The organism is Nocardia sp. NPDC050799 (assembly GCF_040654015.1).
GTDB lineage: Bacteria > Actinomycetota > Actinomycetes > Mycobacteriales > Mycobacteriaceae > Nocardia.
In genome coordinates this window covers 142337-163646 of sequence record NZ_JBFAHF010000015.1, presented here as the reverse complement: position 1 = coordinate 163646, position 21310 = coordinate 142337, and the positions used below count along the sequence as shown (strand labels likewise).

At 69.0% G+C, this 21310-nt stretch carries 25 protein-coding genes; 15 read left to right on the top strand and 10 right to left on the bottom strand.

Annotation, left to right across the window (positions count from 1 at the left end; translation table 11 throughout):
• The first annotated feature begins 171 nt into the window (after positions 1-171).
• The 5 genes from AB0H42_RS17940 to AB0H42_RS17920 all read left to right on the top strand — a co-directional run bounded on the left by AB0H42_RS17940 (position 172) and on the right by AB0H42_RS17920 (position 3253).
• Positions 172-549: a metalloregulator ArsR/SmtB family transcription factor gene (locus AB0H42_RS17940; RefSeq protein WP_357056968.1), complete on the top strand. Its 378-nt coding sequence runs from the start codon at positions 172-174 to the stop codon at positions 547-549.
• On the top strand, positions 546-1649 hold the full coding sequence (gene arsB, locus AB0H42_RS17935) for an ACR3 family arsenite efflux transporter (RefSeq protein ID WP_357056965.1): 1104 nt from the start codon (positions 546-548) through the stop codon (positions 1647-1649). The genes AB0H42_RS17940 and arsB overlap by 4 nt, the downstream gene beginning before the upstream one ends.
• Positions 1646-2068 (top strand): low molecular weight phosphatase family protein, encoded by a 423-nt coding sequence (locus tag AB0H42_RS17930; protein ID WP_357056962.1) that lies wholly within the window; start codon positions 1646-1648, stop codon positions 2066-2068. Before arsB ends, AB0H42_RS17930 begins: the two co-directional genes overlap by 4 nt.
• 118 nt (positions 2069-2186) lie before the next feature.
• On the top strand, positions 2187-2768 hold the full coding sequence (locus tag AB0H42_RS17925; protein ID WP_357056959.1) for an arsenate reductase ArsC: 582 nt from the start codon (positions 2187-2189) through the stop codon (positions 2766-2768).
• Positions 2769-2839: 71 nt separating this feature from the next.
• Positions 2840-3253 carry a hypothetical protein gene (locus tag AB0H42_RS17920; protein WP_357056957.1) on the top strand — a complete coding sequence of 138 codons (414 nt, stop codon included), beginning with the start codon at positions 2840-2842 and terminating at the stop codon, positions 3251-3253.
• Here the strand turns inward: AB0H42_RS17920 and AB0H42_RS17915 are convergent.
• Genes AB0H42_RS17915 through AB0H42_RS17900 form a run of 4 tightly spaced genes read right to left on the bottom strand, consistent with a single transcriptional unit; the run spans position 3219 to position 6360 of the window.
• Positions 3219-3524 (bottom strand): hypothetical protein, encoded by a 306-nt coding sequence (locus AB0H42_RS17915; protein WP_357056955.1) that lies wholly within the window; start codon positions 3522-3524, stop codon positions 3219-3221. The two genes, AB0H42_RS17920 and AB0H42_RS17915, sit on opposite strands and share 35 nt — an antisense overlap.
• Positions 3521-4603: an NAD(P)/FAD-dependent oxidoreductase gene (locus tag AB0H42_RS17910; RefSeq protein ID WP_357056952.1), complete on the bottom strand. Its 1083-nt coding sequence runs from the start codon at positions 4601-4603 to the stop codon at positions 3521-3523. Before AB0H42_RS17910 ends, AB0H42_RS17915 begins: the two co-directional genes overlap by 4 nt.
• A complete protein-coding gene (locus AB0H42_RS17905; RefSeq protein ID WP_357056949.1) occupies positions 4600-5826 on the bottom strand; it encodes an MFS transporter in 1227 nt (408 codons plus the stop codon). Before AB0H42_RS17905 ends, AB0H42_RS17910 begins: the two co-directional genes overlap by 4 nt.
• A gap of 15 nt (positions 5827-5841) precedes the next feature.
• A complete protein-coding gene (locus AB0H42_RS17900) occupies positions 5842-6360 on the bottom strand; it encodes an ArsI/CadI family heavy metal resistance metalloenzyme (RefSeq protein ID WP_357057013.1) in 519 nt (172 codons plus the stop codon).
• A gap of 96 nt (positions 6361-6456) precedes the next feature.
• Here AB0H42_RS17900 and AB0H42_RS17895 point away from each other — a divergent pair, with 96 nt between their 5' ends.
• From AB0H42_RS17895 to AB0H42_RS17885, 3 genes are all read left to right on the top strand, one after another.
• Complete coding sequence (locus AB0H42_RS17895; protein ID WP_357056947.1) at positions 6457-6816, top strand: Rv2640c family ArsR-like transcriptional regulator; 360 nt, start codon at positions 6457-6459, stop codon at positions 6814-6816.
• Positions 6817-6908: 92 nt separating this feature from the next.
• Complete coding sequence (locus AB0H42_RS17890; RefSeq protein ID WP_357056944.1) at positions 6909-7421, top strand: hypothetical protein; 513 nt, start codon at positions 6909-6911, stop codon at positions 7419-7421.
• A 116-nt stretch (positions 7422-7537) separates the two neighbouring features.
• The gene (locus tag AB0H42_RS17885) at positions 7538-8059 is read left to right on the top strand and encodes an HAD domain-containing protein (RefSeq protein ID WP_357056941.1); all 522 of its coding nucleotides are present in this window, start codon (positions 7538-7540) and stop codon (positions 8057-8059) included.
• Between the two features lie 678 nt (positions 8060-8737).
• Here AB0H42_RS17885 and aztD read toward each other — a convergent pair.
• The 3 genes from aztD to aztB are packed head-to-tail and all read right to left on the bottom strand — an operon-like array spanning position 8738 to position 12903.
• A complete protein-coding gene (aztD, locus tag AB0H42_RS17880; protein WP_357056937.1) occupies positions 8738-9892 on the bottom strand; it encodes a zinc metallochaperone AztD in 1155 nt (384 codons plus the stop codon).
• 57 nt (positions 9893-9949) lie between these two features.
• On the bottom strand, positions 9950-10867 hold the full coding sequence (aztC, locus tag AB0H42_RS17875; protein WP_357056934.1) for a zinc ABC transporter substrate-binding protein AztC: 918 nt from the start codon (positions 10865-10867) through the stop codon (positions 9950-9952).
• Entirely contained in the window at positions 10864-12903 is a 2040-nt protein-coding gene (gene aztB / locus AB0H42_RS17870; protein WP_357056931.1) for a zinc ABC transporter permease AztB, read from the bottom strand. Before aztB ends, aztC begins: the two co-directional genes overlap by 4 nt.
• 60 nt (positions 12904-12963) lie before the next feature.
• On the opposite strand from aztB, the gene aztA reads away from it, so the two are divergent.
• From aztA to AB0H42_RS17850, 4 genes are all read left to right on the top strand, one after another.
• Positions 12964-13635: a zinc ABC transporter ATP-binding protein AztA gene (gene aztA, locus AB0H42_RS17865; protein ID WP_357056928.1), complete on the top strand. Its 672-nt coding sequence runs from the start codon at positions 12964-12966 to the stop codon at positions 13633-13635.
• Positions 13636-13786: 151 nt separating this feature from the next.
• Positions 13787-14083 carry a DUF6285 domain-containing protein gene (locus AB0H42_RS17860; protein ID WP_063059055.1) on the top strand — a complete coding sequence of 99 codons (297 nt, stop codon included), beginning with the start codon at positions 13787-13789 and terminating at the stop codon, positions 14081-14083.
• Positions 14080-15081, top strand: a complete 1002-nt coding sequence (locus AB0H42_RS17855; protein ID WP_357056925.1) for a phosphotransferase family protein — start codon at positions 14080-14082, stop codon at positions 15079-15081. Before AB0H42_RS17860 ends, AB0H42_RS17855 begins: the two co-directional genes overlap by 4 nt.
• A gap of 8 nt (positions 15082-15089) precedes the next feature.
• On the top strand, positions 15090-16376 hold the full coding sequence (locus tag AB0H42_RS17850; protein WP_357056922.1) for an acyl-CoA dehydrogenase family protein: 1287 nt from the start codon (positions 15090-15092) through the stop codon (positions 16374-16376).
• A 242-nt stretch (positions 16377-16618) separates the two neighbouring features.
• On the opposite strand, the gene AB0H42_RS17845 is transcribed toward AB0H42_RS17850, so the two are convergent.
• Together AB0H42_RS17845 and AB0H42_RS17840 are read right to left on the bottom strand one after the other, a co-directional pair.
• The gene (locus AB0H42_RS17845; protein ID WP_357056919.1) at positions 16619-16825 is read right to left on the bottom strand and encodes a hypothetical protein; all 207 of its coding nucleotides are present in this window, start codon (positions 16823-16825) and stop codon (positions 16619-16621) included.
• 157 nt (positions 16826-16982) lie between these two features.
• Positions 16983-17594, bottom strand: a complete 612-nt coding sequence (locus AB0H42_RS17840; protein ID WP_357056916.1) for a TetR/AcrR family transcriptional regulator — start codon at positions 17592-17594, stop codon at positions 16983-16985.
• Between the two features lie 65 nt (positions 17595-17659).
• On the opposite strand from AB0H42_RS17840, the gene AB0H42_RS17835 reads away from it, so the two are divergent.
• A complete protein-coding gene (locus AB0H42_RS17835) occupies positions 17660-18511 on the top strand; it encodes an alpha/beta hydrolase (protein ID WP_357056913.1) in 852 nt (283 codons plus the stop codon).
• A gap of 204 nt (positions 18512-18715) precedes the next feature.
• On the opposite strand, the gene AB0H42_RS17830 is transcribed toward AB0H42_RS17835, so the two are convergent.
• Positions 18716-19177 (bottom strand): hypothetical protein, encoded by a 462-nt coding sequence (locus AB0H42_RS17830; RefSeq protein WP_357056910.1) that lies wholly within the window; start codon positions 19175-19177, stop codon positions 18716-18718.
• 264 nt (positions 19178-19441) lie between these two features.
• Here AB0H42_RS17830 and AB0H42_RS17825 point away from each other — a divergent pair, with 264 nt between their 5' ends.
• Both AB0H42_RS17825 and AB0H42_RS17820 read left to right on the top strand, forming a co-directional pair.
• Positions 19442-19861 carry a YciI family protein gene (locus AB0H42_RS17825; protein ID WP_030520953.1) on the top strand — a complete coding sequence of 140 codons (420 nt, stop codon included), beginning with the start codon at positions 19442-19444 and terminating at the stop codon, positions 19859-19861.
• A 9-nt stretch (positions 19862-19870) separates the two neighbouring features.
• The gene (locus AB0H42_RS17820) at positions 19871-21169 is read left to right on the top strand and encodes a DUF6596 domain-containing protein (protein ID WP_357056908.1); all 1299 of its coding nucleotides are present in this window, start codon (positions 19871-19873) and stop codon (positions 21167-21169) included.
• The last annotated feature ends 141 nt before the right edge of the window (positions 21170-21310 follow it).

Here is a 21310-nt window from a genome sequence, read left to right as displayed (position 1 = left end):
GCGCGGGCCTGCCTCTGAAATGTGGTGATGAATTACAAGATCTGCCAAAAACCCGCTGCGCCACTATCTGCGGTAACTCCTTAGCGTGACTTTTCTCGTAGATGTTCCCGGACTCCCGTGTTCGCCGGATGTTTGTTTGCCCTCGACATAGATGTTTGTCAATATCGATTCATGTCTAAGCCGCAGTTGCCGGTGATACCGGTCGAGGCCTGCAACCCCGCCCCGCGCGTGCGTGAACCGCTGGCGCCGGAGGCCGCGGTGGAATTGGCGACGGTGTTCAAGGCTCTGTCGGATCCGGTGCGGCTGCGGTTGTTGAGTTCGATCGCGTCGCGGTCCGGGATGGAAGCGTGTGTGTGTGATCTGTCCGAGGGCATCGACCTCACTCAGCCGACCATCTCCCACCATTTGAAGGTGCTGCGCTCGGCCGGGCTGTTGACCAGCGAACGCCGTGCTTCGTGGGTGTACTACCGGGTGGTCCGGCAGGCGCTGCAGCGGGTGTCGGATGCGCTGCTGCTGGAAAGCGGCGAGACCGTGGCGGTGACTGCGTGAGCGCCACCGATACCACCGCTGCCGGCGCCCCGGAGCAGGGTGTGGTGGGCAAGCTGTCGACACTGGACCGGTTCCTGCCAGTCTGGATCGGTGTGGCTATGGCCGCCGGGCTCCTGCTGGGCCGGCTGATCCCCGGCCTGGGGGACGCGCTGGCGGCGGTGGAGATCGACGGGATTTCACTGCCGATCGCGATCGGGCTGCTGATCATGATGTATCCGGTGCTGGCCAAGGTCCGCTACGACCGTTTCGGCACCGTCACCGGCGACCGCCGACTCCTCGTCGGGTCACTGGTGTTGAACTGGGTGCTCGGCCCGGCACTGATGTTCGCCCTGGCCTGGCTGCTGCTTCCCAACCTGCCCGAGTACCGGACCGGGTTGATCATCGTGGGGTTGGCGCGCTGTATCGCGATGGTGATCATCTGGAACGATCTGGCCTGCGGGGATCGGGAAGCCGCGGCGGTGCTGGTGGCGTTGAACTCGATCTTCCAGGTGATCATGTTCGCGGTTCTGGGCTGGTTCTATCTCTCGGTCCTGCCCGGCTGGCTGGGGTTGGCGCAGACCACGATCGATACTTCGCCGTGGCAGATCGCGAAATCGGTGCTGATCTTCCTCGGGATCCCGCTGCTCGCCGGGTATCTGACCCGCCGGTTCGGGGAACGGGCGAAGGGCCGCGACTGGTACGAGACCACGTTGATTCCGCGGATCGGGCCGTGGGCGCTCTACGGGTTGCTGTTCACCATCGTGGTCCTGTTCGCTCTGCAAGGTGACCGCATCACCTCCCAACCTCTCGACGTGGTGCGAATCGCGGTGCCGCTGCTGGCGTATTTCGCGATCATGTGGGGCGGCGGCTACCTGCTGGGTGCGGTGATGGGCCTGGGGTACGAGCGCACCACGACGCTGGCGTTCACGGCGGCGGGCAACAACTTCGAGCTCGCCATCGCGGTCGCGATCGCCACCTACGGTGCTACGTCGGGTCAGGCATTGGCTGGTGTGGTGGGTCCGTTGATCGAGGTCCCGGTGCTGGTGGCGCTGGTGTATGTGTCGCTGGCCCTGCGTAACCGGTTCCATGCGCCGGCCACGGCCGAGGTCGGGTCCCGGTGAGCACCGCGCCGACCGTGCTGTTCGTGTGCGTGCGCAACAGCGGCAAATCGCAGATGGCGGCCGGTCTGATGCATCAGGCCGCTGCCGGCCGGGTCGTCGCGCTGTCGGCGGGCACCGACCCGGGTACGAAGCTCAATGCGTTGTCGGTGGCCGCCCTCGCCGAGGTCGGGGTCGATATCGGCGGCGAGCACCCGAAAGCGGTGGATCCGCTGCTGTTGCACACCGTGGACCTGGTGGTCGTCCTCGGCCGTGAAGCCGACCTCGACGCCCCGGCCGGTGTGCAGCTGCGGCGGTGGGAGACCGATGAACCGTCGCAGCGCGGGATCGAAGGGATGGAGCGGATGCGGTTGGTCCGCGACGATATCGCCGCCCGCGTGCAGGCTCTCGCGGCCGAACTGAGCTCACCTGTCCAATCCTGAACCCTTCCTTCTCGAGTATCGGACAACGGATATGACCGAATCACCCATCCCGGCGACCGCGTTGCGCGCGGATCTGTCCATCGACCAGCATGTGGCGTAGAAAACGGCGGCGACGCGGTTGCAGCGGGAGTTCGACGGCACCTTCGGTGTGGAGACCATCGAACGGTTCCTGCATTCCTCCTACGAACAGTTCGCCGGTCGCGCTACCATCGTCAACTTCCTCCCGTTGTTGGCCGAACGGTTCGCCCGCCAACGCTTGCACGCGCTGGCCAAGGTCGAAGGACTCACCCACACCGGCACCCCGACGGTGCTGTTCCTGTGCACCCACAACGCCGGCCGCTCCCAAATGGCGCTGGGCCTGTTCACCCACCTCGCCGGCAACCACGCCATCGCCTGGTCCGGAGGCAGCGAACCCGGAGACCAGATCAACCCCGCCGCGATCGAGGCCATGGCCGAGATCGGGATCGACATCACCGGCGAGTACCCCAAGCCGTGGACCGAGGAGATCCTCAAAGCCGCCGACGTCATCATCACCATGGGCTGCGGTGACACCTGCCCGGTGTTCCCCGGGATCAGGTACCGCGACTGGGACCTGGAAGACCCCGCCGGCAAAGGCGTGGACGCGGTCCGCCCGATTCGCGACGAAATCCGCGCCCGGGTGGAGGCGCTCATCGCCGAGCTTCTGCCCGCCCACGCCTGAACCTCATCGGTTCAGTCGGTCCAGGAGACGCCGGTGACCGGTAATCACTTCGCCAGCGGTATCGCGCGGAGGTGCTCGGTAGCGCGGTGGTGATGCCGGCACCGGTGATCGGCTGGTGGACCGCGTATTCAGTTCTGCCCGAGCCCGGTGCGGGCCGCGCGCTGCTCACCGCGGTCGTGACGATCACGGTCTTGGCGATCGGCACAGCCGCGTTCCGGAGCCGAAGAGCACGGTGGAATCCACTGCTGCTGGCCGCCGATGCGTTGCTCGAACGCCGCCGCGCTCTCACCGGCGGCCAGCGCGCCGGCCACCTCCTCACGCAGCTCGCCGCAGCGATGGTCGTGGTCGGCGGGGTGGCCGCGGTGAGCGCTCTGGCCGGGATCACCGCGCCGGCGGTACCCGCCCCTAACGGCGTGCACGCCGTGCTCGAGATGACCGCCGCCGCCGCGGTCATCTTCTTTCTCGCGCGTCGATCACCGCGGTGATGTCGGCGACCTCGTGCGCGATATCCGGGCCCGAGCGCGGAGCCCCGGAGGTGCCGTGACCGTGGCAGTTCACGGCGACCACCGTGTAGTGCTCGGCGAGGTGGCCGGCCAGCCCCAGCATGCTCACCGCACTGCCCAGACCACCGTGCACCGCCGAAAGCACCGGCCCGGCACCCCGAACCAGGAAGGTGATCGGGGTGCCGTCAGCCGACACCACGCCCCCGCCGCGGACCAGCCCCTGCGCGACCGTGTCCACCGAGGCGGTGGTCATCGCGCGTGCTCCCGCTGCTGTGCCGTCGCTGGCCGTAGCCGCCGCACCAGGTAGGCCGCGTCCCGGCCGACCCCGCGTAGCGAGTTCGACGACGGGGTGCGCTGCCACTCCAACCCCAGGAACCCCAGCCCAGGATGCGTGGTCGACAGGCCCTGGCGCTGCCGCGGAATCCCGGCCTCGGTCAGCGCACCAGTCCCGGCGAGATAAGGCAGGTGCGGGCGGTACCCGGTCGCGAACACGACCGCATCCACGCCGGTGCGAGTACCGTCCGGCCACACCACACCCTCCGGTGTGAACGCAGTGAACATCTCCCGCCGCTGCGGTCGCCCGCCGGCCAGGGCGGCGCGGTAGCGGCCCTCGTCGAGCACCGGCTGCGTCGGCGCCTCCGTCACCAACCGGCCCAGCGGGGCGGCATCGAATCCAGTGATGGTGAACCAGAAATGCACATCTCGGCCCAACGGCCGCTGCGGCACGAACTTCACCGGCGCCCGGCTCGCCAGCACCACCTCGCCATGCTGGGCGAGCTCGGCGGCGATCTGCACCGCGGAGTTCCCCGCCCCCACCACGACCACCCGCCGACCAGCGAACTCCGCCGGGTTGCGGTACCGGCTGGCATGCAAAATCCGGCCCCCGAACTCCTCCTGACCAGGCACAGCGGGCAGGAACGGGGAACCGAACGACCCGGTCGCCGCGACCACCCGCGGCGTGGTGAACACCGCCCCGGATCCGGTCGTGACCGTGAATCCGTTACTGCCGGTGGAGGTGGCGGTCTCGACGGGGGTGTCGGTGTGGATATCGGCGTCCAGGCCCGCGGCGTAGGAGCGCAGGTAGTCGACCACCTCATCGCGGTGGGGATACCGGTCCGGATCTCCGGGAAACGGCCGTGCGGGCAGGCTGCTGTAGTGGGCCGGGGAGAACAGGGTCAGGCTGTCGTAATACCGCGGCCAGGACCCGGTCGCCTCTTCCGCGGCTTCCAAGACCGCGGTGTTCAACCCCTGCCCGGTGAGGTGGTGGGCGGCAGCGAGGCCGGATTGGCCGCCGCCGATGACCACCGCGTCATAGTCGTATTCGCTTGTCACAACATCTCTTTCTTCGACCCAGAAATTCCGGTGAGAGGCGCGATCACCGCGGCGAGGGCGGCAACGGCGCCGAGGACGAGGTAGGCGTTCGCGTAGCTGCCTGTCCATGCCGAGAGCACCGTGCCCGCCCAGGGGGCCAGCGCGGACACGATCACCACCGGGGCGGACAGCAGACCGTTCAACCGGCCGTAGTGGGTGGCGCCCCACCGGTCGGTGATCGTGGTGGCCTGGATCAGCGTGAAGATCCCGCGCACCAGCCCGGCGCCGATCGCCACAGCGATCAACACGATCACCGCCGACACCAGCCCGAGCAGGGCGGTCGAGGCGGCGAGGGCGGCCAGGACCAGCACGGTGCGGGCGGTGACGCCGGTGTAGCGGGCCAGCGGTAGGTACCCGATCCGGCCCAGCACCTGGCCGGCGCCGCCGAGCCCGAGCGCGGTTGCGGCCAACCCGGGGCTGAAGCCCTGTTCCTGGAGCAGGGCGACGAGGTTGAAGATGCCGGCGAAGCTGGCGAACGCCGCTAGGCACATGGTCACCACCAGCGCAGCGAAGCGCGGGCTGCGCGCGATACCGGAGTGATCGGCGTGCGCGGCGACGGCGGGCGCCGGTGGGTCCGGCCATGTGTCCTGTAACCCGAACCAGTGCACCGGCACCGTCCCCACCGCCAGCACGACCGCGAGGACGAGATAGGTAGCGCGCCAGTCGGTGTGCGCATCGAGTGCGGCGGTGAGCGGCGCGAACACTGTGGACGCCAGGCCACCGGCGAGGGTGAGGATTATCAGCGCGGTCACACTCTGCGGCCCCCACCAGCGGGTCAACGCCGCGAACGCCGGCGGATACAACACCGCCCCCATCGCCACCCCCGCCACCAGCCAGCCGAGATAGAACACGCCCAGGTTCGGTGCGGCCGCGATCGCCACCAAGGCGACGACCCCGAGGATCGAACCGGCGGTCATCACTTTCCGCGGGCCGGTCCGGTCGATGATCGCGCCGACCGGGATGCCGGTGAGCGCGGTCGCGAGCTGGCCTAGTGAGAACGCCGCGGTGATCACCGGCGCCGACCACCCCGTCTCGGCGGTGATCGACACCGACAACACCGGAAACGCGTAATACAGAATCCCCCAACCAGTTATCTGGGTAAGGCACAGCACCGCCAACACCCGGCGGCGCCCCGCCCGCGGCAACCCACCCAGTACCGCGGGCGCGGTCTCCACATCGGCCACTCCGAGATCCGGGCTCTACCGGGCGGCAGCGGCCGGCGCGCAGCACGCCACCTTCGACTCCGACTCGGCCTCGGGTGCTGCGGCCTCGTCACTATCGGCGGTGCCGCAGCACGCCTGCACCGCCTCCTCGTCGCCCTTCCCGGCGAACCGCGGTTCGGTGCCGAAATGCTCGGTATCGGCCAGCACGGTGTAGACCTCCCACCGCTCTTTGTTCGGGCCGGTCACCCAGACTTTGTCCTGGGTGGCGAAGCAACAGGTCGTCGCGATCTGCTCCTCGGTGAACAGACCGGCGTCCGACAAGCGTGCGATCTCGGCGTGCACCTTCTGCGAGGACTCCACCTCCACCCCGAGGTGGTTCACGCTGCCGCCCTGGCCGGGGTTTTCGATGAGGACCAGCTTCAGCGGCGGCTCGGCGACCGCGAAGTTCGCGTAGCCGGGCTTGCGCTTGGCGGGCCGGACTCCGAACAGGGTCGAGTAGAACTCGACGGCCTGCTCCAGATCGTCGACATTGAGTGCGAGCTGAACACGTGACATCATGACCACCACCTGTGTGACATATATCGAAGTATTGACGGCGCCCAGTGTGCCACCTTTTCGACATATGTCAACGTCATCGGTAGGATGGATTTCATGCCCAAAGCGCTGCCCGTGATCGACATGACCACCCCGCTCTGCTGCCCACCCGTGGCCGCCGGGCCGGTCGACGACGAAGCAGCCCTGCACGTCGCACTGCGGCTGAAAGCGCTAGCGGATCCGGTCCGGGTCAAACTCATGTCCCTGCTGCTGGCCAACCCGGAAACCGGCTGCAACGGCGGCGAACTCGCCGACGCGGTCGAGCTCTCCGAATCCACGGTCAGTCACCACCTCGGCCAGCTCCGCAAAGCCGGCCTGGTCAACTCCGAACGCCACGGCATGAACGTCATCCACCGCGTCCACCGCGACGCCCTCGCCGCGCTCTGCGTCGTCCTCGACCCCAACTGCTGCCGATAGCCACACACACCTGCTGCAACTCGATCGCCCCGCGGCGCGACAGCACCCGATCTCCATAAAAGGCATCTTTATGGACATAAGCGGAGGGCGCAGTGGTCGCGCTCGGGCGAAGCAGGTTTCGTGACGCCGACGGCCCGTCCGGGCAGTTGGCGGGCACGGCGCTGGCGCATGCGGAAGTGAACGCGCTCGCCCAGCTCGCGCCAGGCGATCACACCGCGCTGGCGCTGTGGAGTTCGCTGGAACCATGTCCTCTCTGCGCGGCCGCGGCGATGATCAGCAGATGTGGCCGGGTCCGGTTTCTGGCTGCGGATCCCATGTGGGCCGGCGCCGAGCAGCTTCCGACTCTGAACGAGGCGGTCGCGCAGCGCTGGCCGGATTTCGAGGGACCCCATCCGGGGTGGCCGGCGCATTGGCAGACGGTTCTGTCGGTGGCGTTCCAGACCGCGACAGGCCGCGGGACCAGCGAGGCGGTCATGGCCCGCGCCGGGATCGCGCCGCGTGCGGCAGCTATCGGGCAGAGGATCGGGCAGGATCCAGCTCGCCGGGCCGAGTTCTCGGCGCTGCCCTTATCCGACGCGATCGGTCTGATCTTCGACGAGCTCTGACCCCTCGAGGTTCCGAGATCGGGTCGCCGGTGGTGTGGTCGGTGACTCGCATCAGTGGATGGCGGTGTTCTGGTATGGCCGGATGGCGCCTGAGGTTTCGCAGCTAACCTGTGGAAATGACGGATCAAGAGGGGAAGCTTCTGCTCTTCCTCGATGTCGATGGACCACTGATCCCGTTCGGTCGGGTACCCGTAAGCGCTTCAGGCCCGTCGTTCGCCCCCGAACGGCACGACGAGGGAAACCCGCTCGCGGCACGAATCGATCCCGCACTGGGGCCGCTGCTCACAGCGCTGCCCTGTGAGCTGTTATGGGCAACGACTTGGACTGATGAGGCCAACCGGTCCATCAGCCCGGTCCTGGGTTTGCCGAGGTTGGCCGTGCTGGATTGGCCGGACGCGAAGGACGATCACATCGACCAATGGTTCGGGCTGCACTGGAAGACCCGTGCCTTGGTCGAGCGGGCTGCGGGCCGACCGTTCATCTGGATCGACGACGAGATCGGCAACAGAGATAGGGAATGGGTGTCGGAACATCATCCCGGTCGAGCTCTTCTGTACCGCGTCGACCCACGAGTAGGGCTACGGCCGACCGATCTCGACGCTGTCACCGAATGGCTCGTGTCCACTGCAACACGGTGAGGGCAGTCGATGCGATCGGATACTCCGCTGCTCGGGGACCGGTTGCGAGGTGTTCACCAATGGAAATTTTTTGGACGAGATCGCCGGGGAAAACGTCGCTGAACAGCGATGATACCGAAGGTGAGTGTCCAAGAATGCATTGGTTTTCGATCAGTAAATGTCCTGCCCCTGGAGAAGACCGTGGCCGCCGCGTACGCGGCATACAACCGGGCGGGAGAACCGGGCGCGCGGGCGTTCGCGGCGCAGGCGGTGGTCGCGGCGGAGGGTTTCGCCCGGCCCAGCAACGCACCCGCCGCAACGGCCGTTCTGGACCGGGATTTCATCCGCCGGGTCGAGCGGAACTGGGATTCCGGTCGCGCGTTGCGCGCCGCGATCTCACCCGGCGAATGGAATACCGTGGGGCGCGATACCCGATGGTCGATCGGCAGCCGACTGTCGGCGGAACATCTCGCGGTGGCGCAGGTCTACTACGACGATCCGACGGAGGTCAACCGCGCTCGGCTGCTGCGTTCGGCCATGCGGGTCGCCAACCTGGATCACATCGTTCCCGCGGAAGGGCTCGATCCGTGGCATTCCTGGCCACACCCCTTGGTCGCAGGCGGTCCCGATCTCGGGAAACTTCGACAGGAAGGCCCGCCCGGCCCCTCACGCCGTGCCGGGCGGACCTCCGCGCCCCGATCAGGAGGCGATGACGCCGCTGATCTCGTTGGGGGTCTCCGCAAGGGTCACCGACGCGGTCACCGTGCCGGAGGCCAGATCGATCCGGTGGATCTGCTTGGTCGCCGTATCGCTGACATAGGCGATACCGTCCCGGACGAACAGCGCCGGACGCGGCTGCTGCCAGTCGATGGGTTCCTGCCACGGGTCGAGGACATCGATCGTCCGGACGACCTTGCCCGTCTCCGGGTCGATCACCCGCAGCCCGCCATCGGTGCCGAGGACCAGCGCCTCGCCCGCGGGCCCGCGGGCCAGCGACCGGAAGGTGTAGCTGGTGCCGATATCGACCAGGCGGATGGTGCCGGCTTCGGTATCGATCAGCGAGATCTGTTCGGGACGTTCCAGTTCCGCGTGCTCGTCCTTCTTGTAGTCACCGAGCACGATCGGCGACTCGTCACTACCGGCCTGGTTGCCGATTCGCCCGTAGGAGTCCGGGCTGGTGATCTTGGTGAGTGTGCCGTCGCGGTAGACCAAAACCCCGTTCTGGCAGCCGACGACCAGCGTATCGCCGGCCGCGGTGGCCTCGCCGTGCACTCCCGGGCACTGCTCGCTGCGGGTGGTCTCCTTGCGATCGGCGTCCAGGATCGCCAGCCCGACCCGCTCCTCCGCGGTACCGAGCGTGACGGCCAGTTCGCCGCTCTCCAGTTCCACCGCCACCCCGTGATGCGCCTGCGCGGCACGGTATTCGCTGGTCTGCGGTGCCCCCTCGGCGAGGTCGGCCGGGTCGAACGAGGTCACGGTGCCGGTGCCGTCGGTGAACAGGACCGTTCGACCGGCGTGCCGCACGACGTGCCCCGGTTTCGGCCCGGGGAACTCGATATCGGTGAACTGCCCGCCGACGGCGTCGAACACCCGGAAGCCCGCGGAAGTCGACACGATGATGTGCCGGTCGTCGCCGGCCGGATTGACCCGGTTGAATCCCGCGAGTTCGACTCCGCCGCCGCGCACCAGAGTGTTGCCGTCCAGGAGATGGATACCACCGTCATAGGTCACGGCCAGCGGATCGGCGATCGCCGTCTCCTCGGTGGTGGCGGTACCGCAGCCGCTCGCGGCGACGACCGCGGTGAGCAGGCCGGTCAGGGCCGCGGCCCGGATCGGGCCGGTCCGAATGTGCATAACGCTCCCTCATTCTTTTCTGCTGGCTGCGGCAGCGGGATATCGCAGCGTTCCCGGTTACGCGGAAGCCAGACCCTCGACCATCGCGGTCGTGTTGGCGCGCATCATTTCCAGGTAGGTGGCCGCGCCGGCACCGGGCGCGGTCAGTGATTCCGAGTGCAGACCGACGATGCGCACCTGCACACCCGCTTGTTCGGCGAGGGCGCGGGCCAGCCGGTCCGGCCGCGCGGAATCCACGAAGATCGCCGGTACGCCGGTGGTGCGCACGGCCGCGGCAAGCTCCGCGAGATCGGCGGCGCTCGGCGAGGCGAGGGTGGTCCCGCCGGGGATGACGGCGCCCACCACCTCGAAGTCGAACCGGGCGGCGAGATAACCGAACACGTGGTGATTGGTGACCAGTTTGCGGCGCTCGGGCGCGATACCGGCGAACCGGTCCGACATCCACTGCTGCAACCGGTCGAGTTCGGTGAGGTAGCGGTCCGCGTTGGCGCGTACGGTCTCTGCGTCGATCCCGGGGACCGTATCGATCACCCGGTCGCGGATCACCTCGACCGCGCGGTGCACCCGCTGCGGGTCGGTCCAGAAATGCGGGTCGGGTTGCCCCGCGGCGTCCCCGCCGCGATAGGGGAGGGGATCGATCTCGGCGCCCACCGGCAGGGTCGCGACTCCGGCGTCCGCGGCCGTCGCCACATGACGGGCCAATCCTTCTTCCAGGCCCAGGCCGTTCTCGACGATGAGGTCGGCGTCGTCGAGGACGGCGGCCTCCTGCGCCGAGAGTGCGAAGGAGTGCGGGTCGGAATCGGGCGGCATCAGGACGGTGATCGCTGCCGCGTCACCGACCACCCTCCGGGTGATGTCGCCGAGAATATCGGTGGTGACGACGATTCCGCCGCCACCGGAGTCGGTGACGCCGCATCCGGTGACGGGCAGTATCGCGACGAGCAGTGCTACACAGATTCGGAGTGCGGTGTTCATCGTCCGGTCTCCACCATCAGGTCGGGGGTGATGTCGAGATCGAAGGTGCGGGCGATCCGCAGTCCGTCGGCGTAGTCGATCTCGTGGATTCGCCGGCCGGCCGGATCGTTGACGTAGGCGCGTTCCGCGTCGACCAGCAGGACCGGTGGTGTCGCGGGGTCCACGGGCCCCGATGGGAGCGCGCGATGCCCGGTCTCGGCCCCGGTCTCCGGGTCGTAGGAGTGCAGGACCCCACCGGCGTCCAGGGTCAGCACATCGGTGCCCGCACCCGCCGTGGTCGCCGCGACGATGGGTCCGGGGCCGATCGGCCGCCAGGCGCGGTGGGCGATATCGAGGACCAGGGCCCGCGAATCCCGCACGGCCACCAGCACATCGCTGCCCCGGCGGTGGAAGAACTGCGCCGCACTGCCGGTCGTTCCCGGCGGGTACGGCAGCTTCTCCGCGGTGAACCGGTCGTCGCGTTCGGTGACCACCAGCGCACCGTCGGCGCAGGAGAACACGGCGCCGCGACGGGTCACCGTCTGCCCGCCCGGCTGTTCGCAGCGCGTTGTCAGGGTCTGGGCGGTCCCGTCCTCCCGGTCGCGCACCTGGATGCGCCCGGCGTCCGGGACGAGGAGGTGACCGCCGTAGGGGAGGGCGGACCCGGCGAGTCCCGGACCGGGCGCGAGAGTGCCTTCGTCGAGTGCCGCACGGTCCACCAGGACGGTCGAACCGTCCTGCCGCACCGCCGCGGCGACGACGGTATCGCTGTGCGCGGACCGGACCGATCCCGGCAGTGCGCCGGTCCGGCGCGGTTGGGCGCGGTAGTAGTGCACGTGATCGCCGTGATCGACCACCCAGCTGCCGCTGTCGAGGATGGTGGTCTCACCGGCCGTTGCCAGGTATGCGTAGCGGCCGTCGTCGGCGAGATGGGTGATGCCCGGCACGGGGTCCTGGCCGAGGACTTCCTCGGTCACCAGGTCGAGGATGCGCACCGCGCCCGTGGACCGGTCGGCGAGCACCAGTCGCGGCTGGGCGCTCGCGCTCTCCTCGGCGCCCGCGATATAGCCGTGCGGCACCGATTCGGCAGGCACCTCGCCGGTTTCGCCACCGCACGCGGCGGCCGGAACGAGCAGCAGTGCCGCGGAAACAACTCCGGCTGTCCGGCCGGCCTGGTTCTTGGTAGTGCTCATCCAGCGGGATGCGCGCCCGGCGCCCGGCCCGCCGGAGGACCTGTCGCGCAGCGCGGCGCGCAGCCGGGCGCCGGTCGCTACCGCGAAGAAGATACCCACCGCCGTCGCGGCGATGGTCGCGCCCGCCGCGGTACCCGCGTGCCAGGAGATGACCAGGCCCGCGACGGTGGCCAGGGCGCCGAAACCGGCTGCCAGCAGCATGATCCGCGGGATGCGGTGGGTGCAATAGGTGGCGGCCGCGGGTGGTGCGACCAGGAGTCCGAAGACCAGCAGGGTCCCCACGACGTGGAACGACGCGGCGATCGCCAGCGTCAGCAGGGCGAGTAGTGCGATCTGCGCCCGGCGGGGATGCAATCCGAGGGTGTGCGCGGTGCGCGGGTCGAAGGCGAGGGCGAGGAAGGCCCGGTGCCCGAGAATCGTGATCACCAGGGCGGCGCCCAGTGCCGTCAGCAGGAAGAGCAGATCACGGGGTCGGGTCGCGAGCACATCGCCGAAGAGGAATCCGGTCAGGTCCACCGCGAAGGATCGGGATCGCGATATCAGGATCACCCCGATCGCGAGCATGCCGACGAACAGCAGTCCGATGCCGGTATCGGTGGACAGCCGCCGGTTCCGGCTCAGGATCGAGACGCCGGCCGCCATGGCGGAGGCGCTCACCACCGCGCCCAGCAGGAGATTACCGCCGAGCAGGGCCGCGACGGCGACTCCCGGCAGCATGCCGTGTGCCATGGCCTCACCGAGAAAAGCCATGCCGCGCACCACAACCCAGGTTCCGGCCAGCGCGCACAGGCAGGAGACCAGCAGCCCGCCCCACAGAGCTCGTTGTACGAAGGTGACTTCGAACGGGGCGATCAGCCAATCCATGGACAAAGACATTAAACTGATAACGATTGTCATTACAAGCAGGTTGGCGGGAGTCACAGAATGCGCACGGCGGAAATCGAGATCACCGGCTTGTCCGCGGGCTACCCGGGAAACCGGGTATTGCACGAGGTCACCGCGGTAATGCCGGGCGGGCGGGTCACCGCGCTGCTGGGCCCCAACGGCTCCGGAAAATCCACCCTGCTCGGCGTGCTCGGCGGTATCGTCGCGCCGACCGCCGGCACGGTCACCGGGATCGGTGGATCCCGTCCGGCGCTGGTGATCCAGCAGCAGGCGGTCCCGGCCACGCTGCCCATCACGGTCGGCGAAACGGTCGCCATGGGGCGCTGGGCGCACCGGGGCCTGTGGCGCCGGATCACCCGGGCCGACCGGGCGATCGTGGCGGACTGCCTGGCCAGGATGGATATCACCGATCTGGCCGGGCGTCGTCTGGATACCCTGTCCGGCGGGCAGCGGCAGCGTGTACTGCTCGCCCGCGCGCTGGCGCAGCAGTCCGAACTGCTGCTGCTGGACGAACCCGGTACCGGGTTGGACACCGCCGCGCGCGCGGCCATCGGCGCGGCGATCCGGGAGGCCGCCGACGCCGGGGTCACGGTGGTGCACGCCACGCACGATCCGGCCGCGGCCCGGGACGCCGATCACTGCGTACTGCTGCGGGACGGACGCGTGGTGGAAGAAGGGGAACCCGTGGCAGTCCTGGCCGCAGCCGCCTGATCCCTGGTGCGACGATGAGAACATCCTCTACTGTTTGTCTCACCGCTCGCCCGTAGCGACGACAAGGAGGTCGGACCGTGGTCGCTCGTCAGCCGTTCGCGCCGCCGCCGGCCCCGTCCCGCCGAGCCGCAACCGACCGAGGGGAGCCGTAGTGCAGAACCGCCCGACGGCAGCCGAGCTGCTGGAATCACTCGCCGAATTGCTGGAGGACACGCTGCTGCCCGCCCTCCCGCCCGACCTGCAGCACCGCGCGCGGGTCGGCGCGAATCTGGCCCGCATCCTCGGCCGCGAGGCCGAACTCGGGCCCGCGGCGGCGGCCCGGGAACAGGAACTGCTCGCGGCGGTCCCGGTCGGCGACGACGACGCGCTGTGGCAGGCGCTCACCGAAGTGGTCCGCGCCGACCTCGCCATAGCCAAACCCGGCTACGACAGCTGGGAGGGCGAATGAGCGCCGATCCGGTCGGGGGCCTGACCGACTACCTGACCGGCGCGCTCGGCGGTCCGGTCACGATCACCGATTTCCGGTTCCTCTCCGCCGGAGCACGCCGCCGCAATATCGCCTTCACCGCCACCGTCGCGCAGACGCCGCGGCGGCTGGTGGCGACCATCGTGCCGCCCGCCGTCGAACTGATGCCGGTCGACGGCGAGGCCGGGGTCCGCGAACTGGCCCGCGCGCACGGCGTACCGGTACCGGCGGTGGTGGCGGTCTGCACCGATACGCGCTACGTCGGCGAACCGTTCGTCGTCTCCGCGCATATCGACGGAGAAACGGTGCCGCGCAGAGTGTTACGCACGCTCGCCGCGTCCGGCAACGCGGCGCGGACCGCCCGCCAGTGGGGCGCGGCCATGGCCCGGTTGCACAGTATCGACCCGGCCGCCGCGCCGGAGTCGGTACCGGCCGCCGGCGCCGACCCGGCTGCCGAACACCTGGCCGAGGTCGAGGCCGCCGCCCGCGCGCTGCTCGCCGACCGTCCCGTCTTCTCCCTGGCCCTGCGCTGGCTCGAGAAGCGATTGCCCGGACCGCCGCCCGCACCCGCGCTCGTCCACACCGATATGCGCAACGGCAACCTGATCATCGACGCCGACGGATTGCGCGCGGTACTGGACTGGGAGGGAACCCAGCGGTTCGGCGACCCCATGCGGGACGTCGCCTGGCCCGCGCTGCGGATGTGGCGTTTCCGGGAGGACGAGTGGGAGTTCGGCGGTTTCGCCGACCGCGACACCTTCGTGGGTGCCTACGAGGAGGCGGGCGGAACCTTCGATCTCGACCGGTACCGCTGGTGGAAGGTCATGGGCACGCTGTACTGGGGGGTGGGGCTGGCCCAGCAGGCGGCCGCCCACCTCGACGGCACCGTCCGCGACATCGTCATGGCCGCCAGCGGGCGCCGCGTATCGGAGATCGAATGGGACCTGCTCATGCAGATCCGTCCCCGCGTGAAAGCATAGGAGAGACCGTGGATTTCGAGTTGCCCGCCGACCTGTCGGCCTATCTCACCGAACTCGACGAGTTCATCGAACGCGAGATCCGGCCGCTCGAACAGGCCGACGACAACATCCGGTTCTTCGATCATCGCCGCGAGGACGCCCGCACCGATTGGGAGCGTGACGGACTGCCCACCGAGGACTGGGAGGCGTTGCTGGCCGAATCCCGCCGCCGCGCCGACGCCGCCGGCCATTACCGCTACGCCTTCCCGAAGGAGTTCGGTGGCCGCGACGGCACCAATCTCGGGATGGCCGTCATCCGGGAACATCTGGCCCGCCGCGGTCTCGGCCTGCACTGCGATCTGCAGAACGAGCACGCGATCGTCGCGAACAATGTCGGCCTGCTGCTGATGCTGGAGTACGGCACCGCAGAGCAGAAGGCGCAGTGGGTGGACGGTCTGGCCGCCGGCACCCGGTTCTTCGCCTTCGGTATCACCGAACCCGAACACGGCTCCGACGCCACCCATATGGAGACGACCGCCGTCCGCGACGGCGACGACTGGGTCATCAACGGCACCAAGACCTGGAACACCGGCGTGCACCTCGCCGACGCCGACCTCATCTTCGCGCGCACCTCCGGCGCCGCGGGCGACGGCCGGGGCATCACGGCGTTCCTGGTGCCCACCGATACCGCGGGATTCCGGGTCGAAGAGTACCTGTGGACCTTCAATATGCCCACCGACCACGCCCGCGTCTCGCTCACCGACGTGCGCGTCCCGGATTCGGCGATCTTCGGGCGGGAGGGCCGCGGGCTGGCCGTGGTCCAGCATTTCTTCAACGAGAACCGTATCCGGCAGGCCGCGTCCAGCCTCGGTGCCGCCCAGTACTGCGTGGATCGCGCGGTGGCCTACGCCAATGAGCGCAAACCGTTCGGCACACCGCTGTCGTCGAATCAGGCCATCCAGTTCCAGTTGGTGGAACTGCACACCCAGTGCGAGATGCTGCGGGCGCTGGTGCACAAGACCGCATGGTCCATGGACACCTACGGGACGTTCGCGGTGTCGGAGCAGGTATCGATGTGCAACTACTGGGCGAACCGGCTGTGCTGTGAGGCCGCCGACCGCGCCATGCAGGTGCACGGCGGACTCGGGTATTCGCGCTACACCCCGTTCGAGCACATCTACCGTCATCATCGCCGGTACCGCATCACCGAGGGCGCGGAGGAGATCCAGATGCGGCGGGTGGCGGGCTACCTGTTCGGGTTCATGGACCGTGCCGTGGTGAAGGGCGTCGAATCCGGGCAGTCCGAAAAGAGATGACGGGCGGGTACCGCATCGCGGACGCGGTGGGGCGGCGCTGTAGCGTCGTCCCCGGCCCGCGTGGGAGCCGGATCACGCAACCTTCAGTTCCCCGACCTCGGCCACATACAACTTCCGATTCGCTCGCACACTGAAACCGTTGCGGGTGAGCCGGATCGTTCGACGGCGGTCCTTCCGAGACCGCAACCGTGGTTTGCCGAGGCCCGGGCCCTTCCGTTTCCCGGACAGGGAGTCGAACCAGTTCAGTACGCGGTACGGGCGTCCTGGCAGGCATGCACCAACACCACCGACGACAACCCGGCCGGCCACGACCGCTGCGCGGTCCGTTCGGCCTCGGTGACCACCCGCCGCTGAACCTCGGTATCCGACAGCTTCACCCCGGCCGCATGCACATGTTCGCGGGCGCGGATCCCGGCCCTGAAGGACCGGGCTTGCACGCTACGTTTCACGGTCACCAGAAGACCGACCGGCTGCTCGACCTCGCCCGGACCCGCCGCTATCCGGTCGTCCTGTTCGGTGTCGACCGGCGGCCGGTCTTTCTGCGGCGGGCGGCAGCGGCCGTCGACTCGTGCCCATGGCGCGGCGCGTCGGTCGCCCCGAGTCCGGCTACCCCGGTGCGGTGTCGACGGCGCCGGTGCGTTCCGGGGCGGAGAGCAACTCGGTGAGCCGCGCGCTCATGGCGCGGCCCGCGGCCAGCAGCGGTTCGGTGGACCGCAGGGTGCGGCTCAGGACGAAAGCCCCTTCGAGTGCGGTGACGATACCGAGGATCAACTCGCGTGCGGTATCCGGCGGCAGTCCGCGCTCGGCGAAATACGCGGTGCCGCCGGTGATCCAGTCACCGATGATCTCGGCGAGGACCTCCCGTAGCGCGGGCTCGGCGTCGGCGATCTCCCCGGCGACCGTCCCCACCGGGCACATATTGATCCACCCGGTCTGCTCGATCTGCTCGGCCGCCGCGGCGAAGGCCGCCGGGAGGGCGTCGCGCAGATCCGGGTAGGGGGTGAGCAACAGTGGGATCAGTTCGCCGTAAGCGGCCCCGGCCGCCCGCAGCGCGGCGGCGGCGAGTTCGGGCTTACCACCGGGGAAATGGTGGTAGAGCGATCCCATCGGTACACCCGCCGACACGGTGATCTGTTTGACGCCGGTGCCGCTGTAGCCGCGGGTGCGCAGCAGTTCGGCGGTCGCGGTGATCAACCGGTCACGAGTGCTGGTTGACATCTTCTCCGTCACCGTTCCAGACTAGAGCAATCACTCTAGAGCGATCGCTCGAAAGGGGTCAGCGGATGCCGACGGTACAGATTCCCGCAGGTCGGGTGCACTACGTGGAGCAGGGGGAGGGGCCGCCGGTGGTGCTCCTGCACGGCCTGCTGATGAACCACACCGTATGGGACCCGGTACTGGACCTGCTCCCGCCCGGTTTCCGGTACATCCGGCCCGACCTACCGCTGGGCGCGCATCCGATCCCGCTCGAACCGGGGACCGACCTGAGCCTGCGCGGGCTGAACCGGCTGGTCGCCGAATTCCTCGCGGCACTGGGCCTCGACGATGTGGTCCTGGTGCACAGCGACTGGGGCGGGGCCCTGTTCCTCACCGCCTACGGGCTGGACGACCGGGTCGGCCGGCTGATCGTGCTGCCCTGCGAAGCGTTCGACAACTTCCCGCCCGGCCTGCCGGGCAAGACGGCGACGGTCGCGACTCGTCTGCCCGGTGGTGTCGTGCTCGCCCTGCGGCAGCTGCGGATCCGCCGGCTGCGCAGCCTGCCGCTGCTCTTCGGCTGGATGGCTCGTGAACCGCTGCCGGACGAACTCGTGCGCGGCTGGACCGAGCCGGGCCTGCGGGACCGTCGCATCCGCCGAGACCTGCTCGCCTATACGCGGTCCGGTTTCCACGCCCGCGAACTGATCGCGAACACCGAGGCACTGCGCCGGTTCACCGGCGACGCCCTGATCCTCTGGTCGTCGGCCGGCAAGGTCATGCCCCGCGAGCACGGCCGCCGCCTCGCGGAACTCATCCCCCGCGCCCGGCTGGTGGAGATATCCGACGCCTATGTGCTGTCCATGCTGGACCGGCCCGCGGCCGTCGCGGCGGCAATGGCCGACTTCCTCACCGCCGACCGGGCGGGCAGCGAGCGGTGACCGGTGCCGGCCGGCACCGCTCAGACCACGATCCGCGGCGCCGAACAGTTCCATCGCCGCCGCGGCCTGTTTCGCGCCGACCAGGAAGACCACCGCGTCGAAACCCCGCGCGGCACGTCCGGCGAGCTCGGTGGCGGTTCGGCCGGGTTCGGATTGGTGCCGACCGGACCGGCGCGCTGTGACGCCGGTCCGGTCGGTATCGGTTCAGACCCGTTCGGGCCGCCAGGTGGCGATGGCCCAGATGATCACGATATCGATGGCGATGATCAGGATCGACCACAGCGGATACCAGGGGATCCACAGGAAGTTGACGATGATGGACAGGGCGGCCAGGCCGATTGCGACGATCCGCGCCCACAGTGCCCCGGTCATCAGCGCCAGGCCGGCCAGGATCAACAGGATGCCGAAGACGATATGGATCCAGCCCCAGCTGGTCAGGTCCAGTTCGTAGACATAGTTGGGTCCGGCGACGAATACGTCGTCGTTGGCGGCCGCCGAGATGCCTTGGAACAGGGTGATGAACCCGGCGACGAGCAGCAGCGCCGCCGCCGCGATGGAGGTGCCGGTCGCGACAGCCTGTTTGGTGGAATTATCGGCGGTCGATGCCGCATGTGCCCCGGTGGTGCCGGGCCTTCCGGACGTCGGTGCTGCGGGGTCGGTGGTCATAACAACTCCCTTCGGATGGGAGGGGCCATACCGGACCTCGAGAACTGATCGCCGGTGACGCCCTCATACGCCACACTTCGATTCCTTTGTCCTGATCGAAAAGTATGCCACCGGCCAGGGCGTTCGAACCGCTTCGACGACGAAACGGAACCGAGTCGCGACTTTCGGGAAAAAATATCCGGCGGGTTGTCGATCCGCCGGACACCCCGTTCGACCTATGGGTGAAAGGGTCCAGGAGGGACCCCGAGACAAGGAGACCGAACCGTGAAATACATGCTGATCATGCGCGCCACCGACGAAGCCTTCGCCGCGATGGGCGATATCGACTTCACCGACATGCTGGAGACGATCGGCAAGTTCAACGACGAACTGATCCGGGCCGGGGTGCTGCTCGCCGCGGAGGGCCTCGAAGACGCTGCCGAGGGGGTCGTCGTCGACTATTCGTCGGCGGATCCGGTGGTGACCGACGGGCCGTACGGGGAGACCAAGGAACTGTTCAACGGGTACTACATCCTGAACGTCGCGTCCAAGGAAGAGGCCGTGGAATGGGCCAAACGGATGCCGATGACGGGCGCGGGTTTCAAGACCGAGATCCGCCGGGTCCCCACCATCGACGAATTCCCCCAGGACAATATCTGGATCCAGAAGGAGCGGGCCTGGCGTGAAGCCACCGGCCAGCTCTGATCGGCGGCCGTGACAGTGCACGAGGGCCGGGCCGCGGTGGCCGCGGTGTGGCGGATCGAATCGGCGCGGATCGTCGGTGCGCTCGCCCGCTACACCGGGGATTTCGGCCTCGCCGAAGATCTCGCCCAGGAAGCCCTGGCCGAGGCCCTGGTGAACTGGCCGCGTGATGGGGTGCCCCGCAATCCCGCGGGCTGGCTTCTCACCGTCGGCCGCCGGCGCGCGGTCGACGGATTCCGGCGGCGCGCCGCCCTCGACGATCGGTACGCCGCTCTCGCCCGGGACCTGGGTGAGGGCGGCGTCGCCGCGGGCAGCGATCCGGCGGACCCGGCGCGGGGCGAGCAGATCCTGTGGGATCCGGATCGCATCGACGACGATGTGCTCGCCCTGATGTTCGTCGCCTGCCATCCGGTGCTCTCCCCGGAGGCGCGGCTGGCGCTCACCCTCCGCGTGATCGGTGGTCTGACCAGCGACGAGATCGCCCGCGCCTTCCTGGTCCCGACGGCCACGGTCCAGGCGCGGATCACCCGGGCCAAGAAAACCCTGGCCGCGGCGCGGGTGCCGTTCGAGATCCCGCCGGCCGCGGACCGCTCGGCCCGCCTGGTCTCGGTGCTGCGGGTGATCTACGTGATCTTCACGGAAGGGTCGTCGGCCAGTTCCGGTACCGATCTCATCCGGTTCGACCTGGCCGCCGAGGCCCAGCGGCTGGCCCGCGTGCTGAGCCGGTTGGTCCCGGACGAGCCGGAGGCGCACAGTCTGCTGGCGCTCCTGGAGCTGACCGCGGCCCGTTTCCCGGCGCGCACCGGACCCGGTGGGGAGCCGGTCCTGCTGGAGGACCAGGATCGCCGGCGCTGGGACCGGTCGGCGATCCGCCGCGGGCGGGCCGCCCTGGCCCGCGCCGAACGGGCCCGGCGCGGGCTGGGCTTCTACGGGTTGCAGGCCGCGATCGCCGAGTGCCACGCGGTCGCGCTGTCGGTCGGGGACACCGATTGGGATCGGATCGTCCTGCTCTACGAAGCACTGGGCCGCCTGGCGCCTTCGCCGGTTGTCGAGGTGAACCGCGCGGTGGCGGTCGCCATGGCGCGTGGGCCGGCGGCTGCCCTCCCGATCGTGGACGAGCTGGAGGCGGCGGGCGAACTCGCGAATACCCACCTGCTGCCCAGCGTGCGCGGTGAACTGCTCATCCGGCTGGGCCGGAACACCGAGGCACGCGCGGAACTGGAGCGGGCGGTGGCGCGCTGCGCCAATGCGGGCGAACGTCTCGTGCTCGAACGCAAGATCGAGTCGCTGGACTCCGGTATGCCAGGGTAGCCGTCCTATCGGGAGCCGGGAGCCGGGAGCCGGGAGCCGACGGTGAGTAGTTTCCCGGTTCCGCTGCCCCGCACTGCGCGACGATGATGGACCCGTACCGGCGCGCGGGACGCGGCGGCAGCGAGTGGCGGGGTGGATATG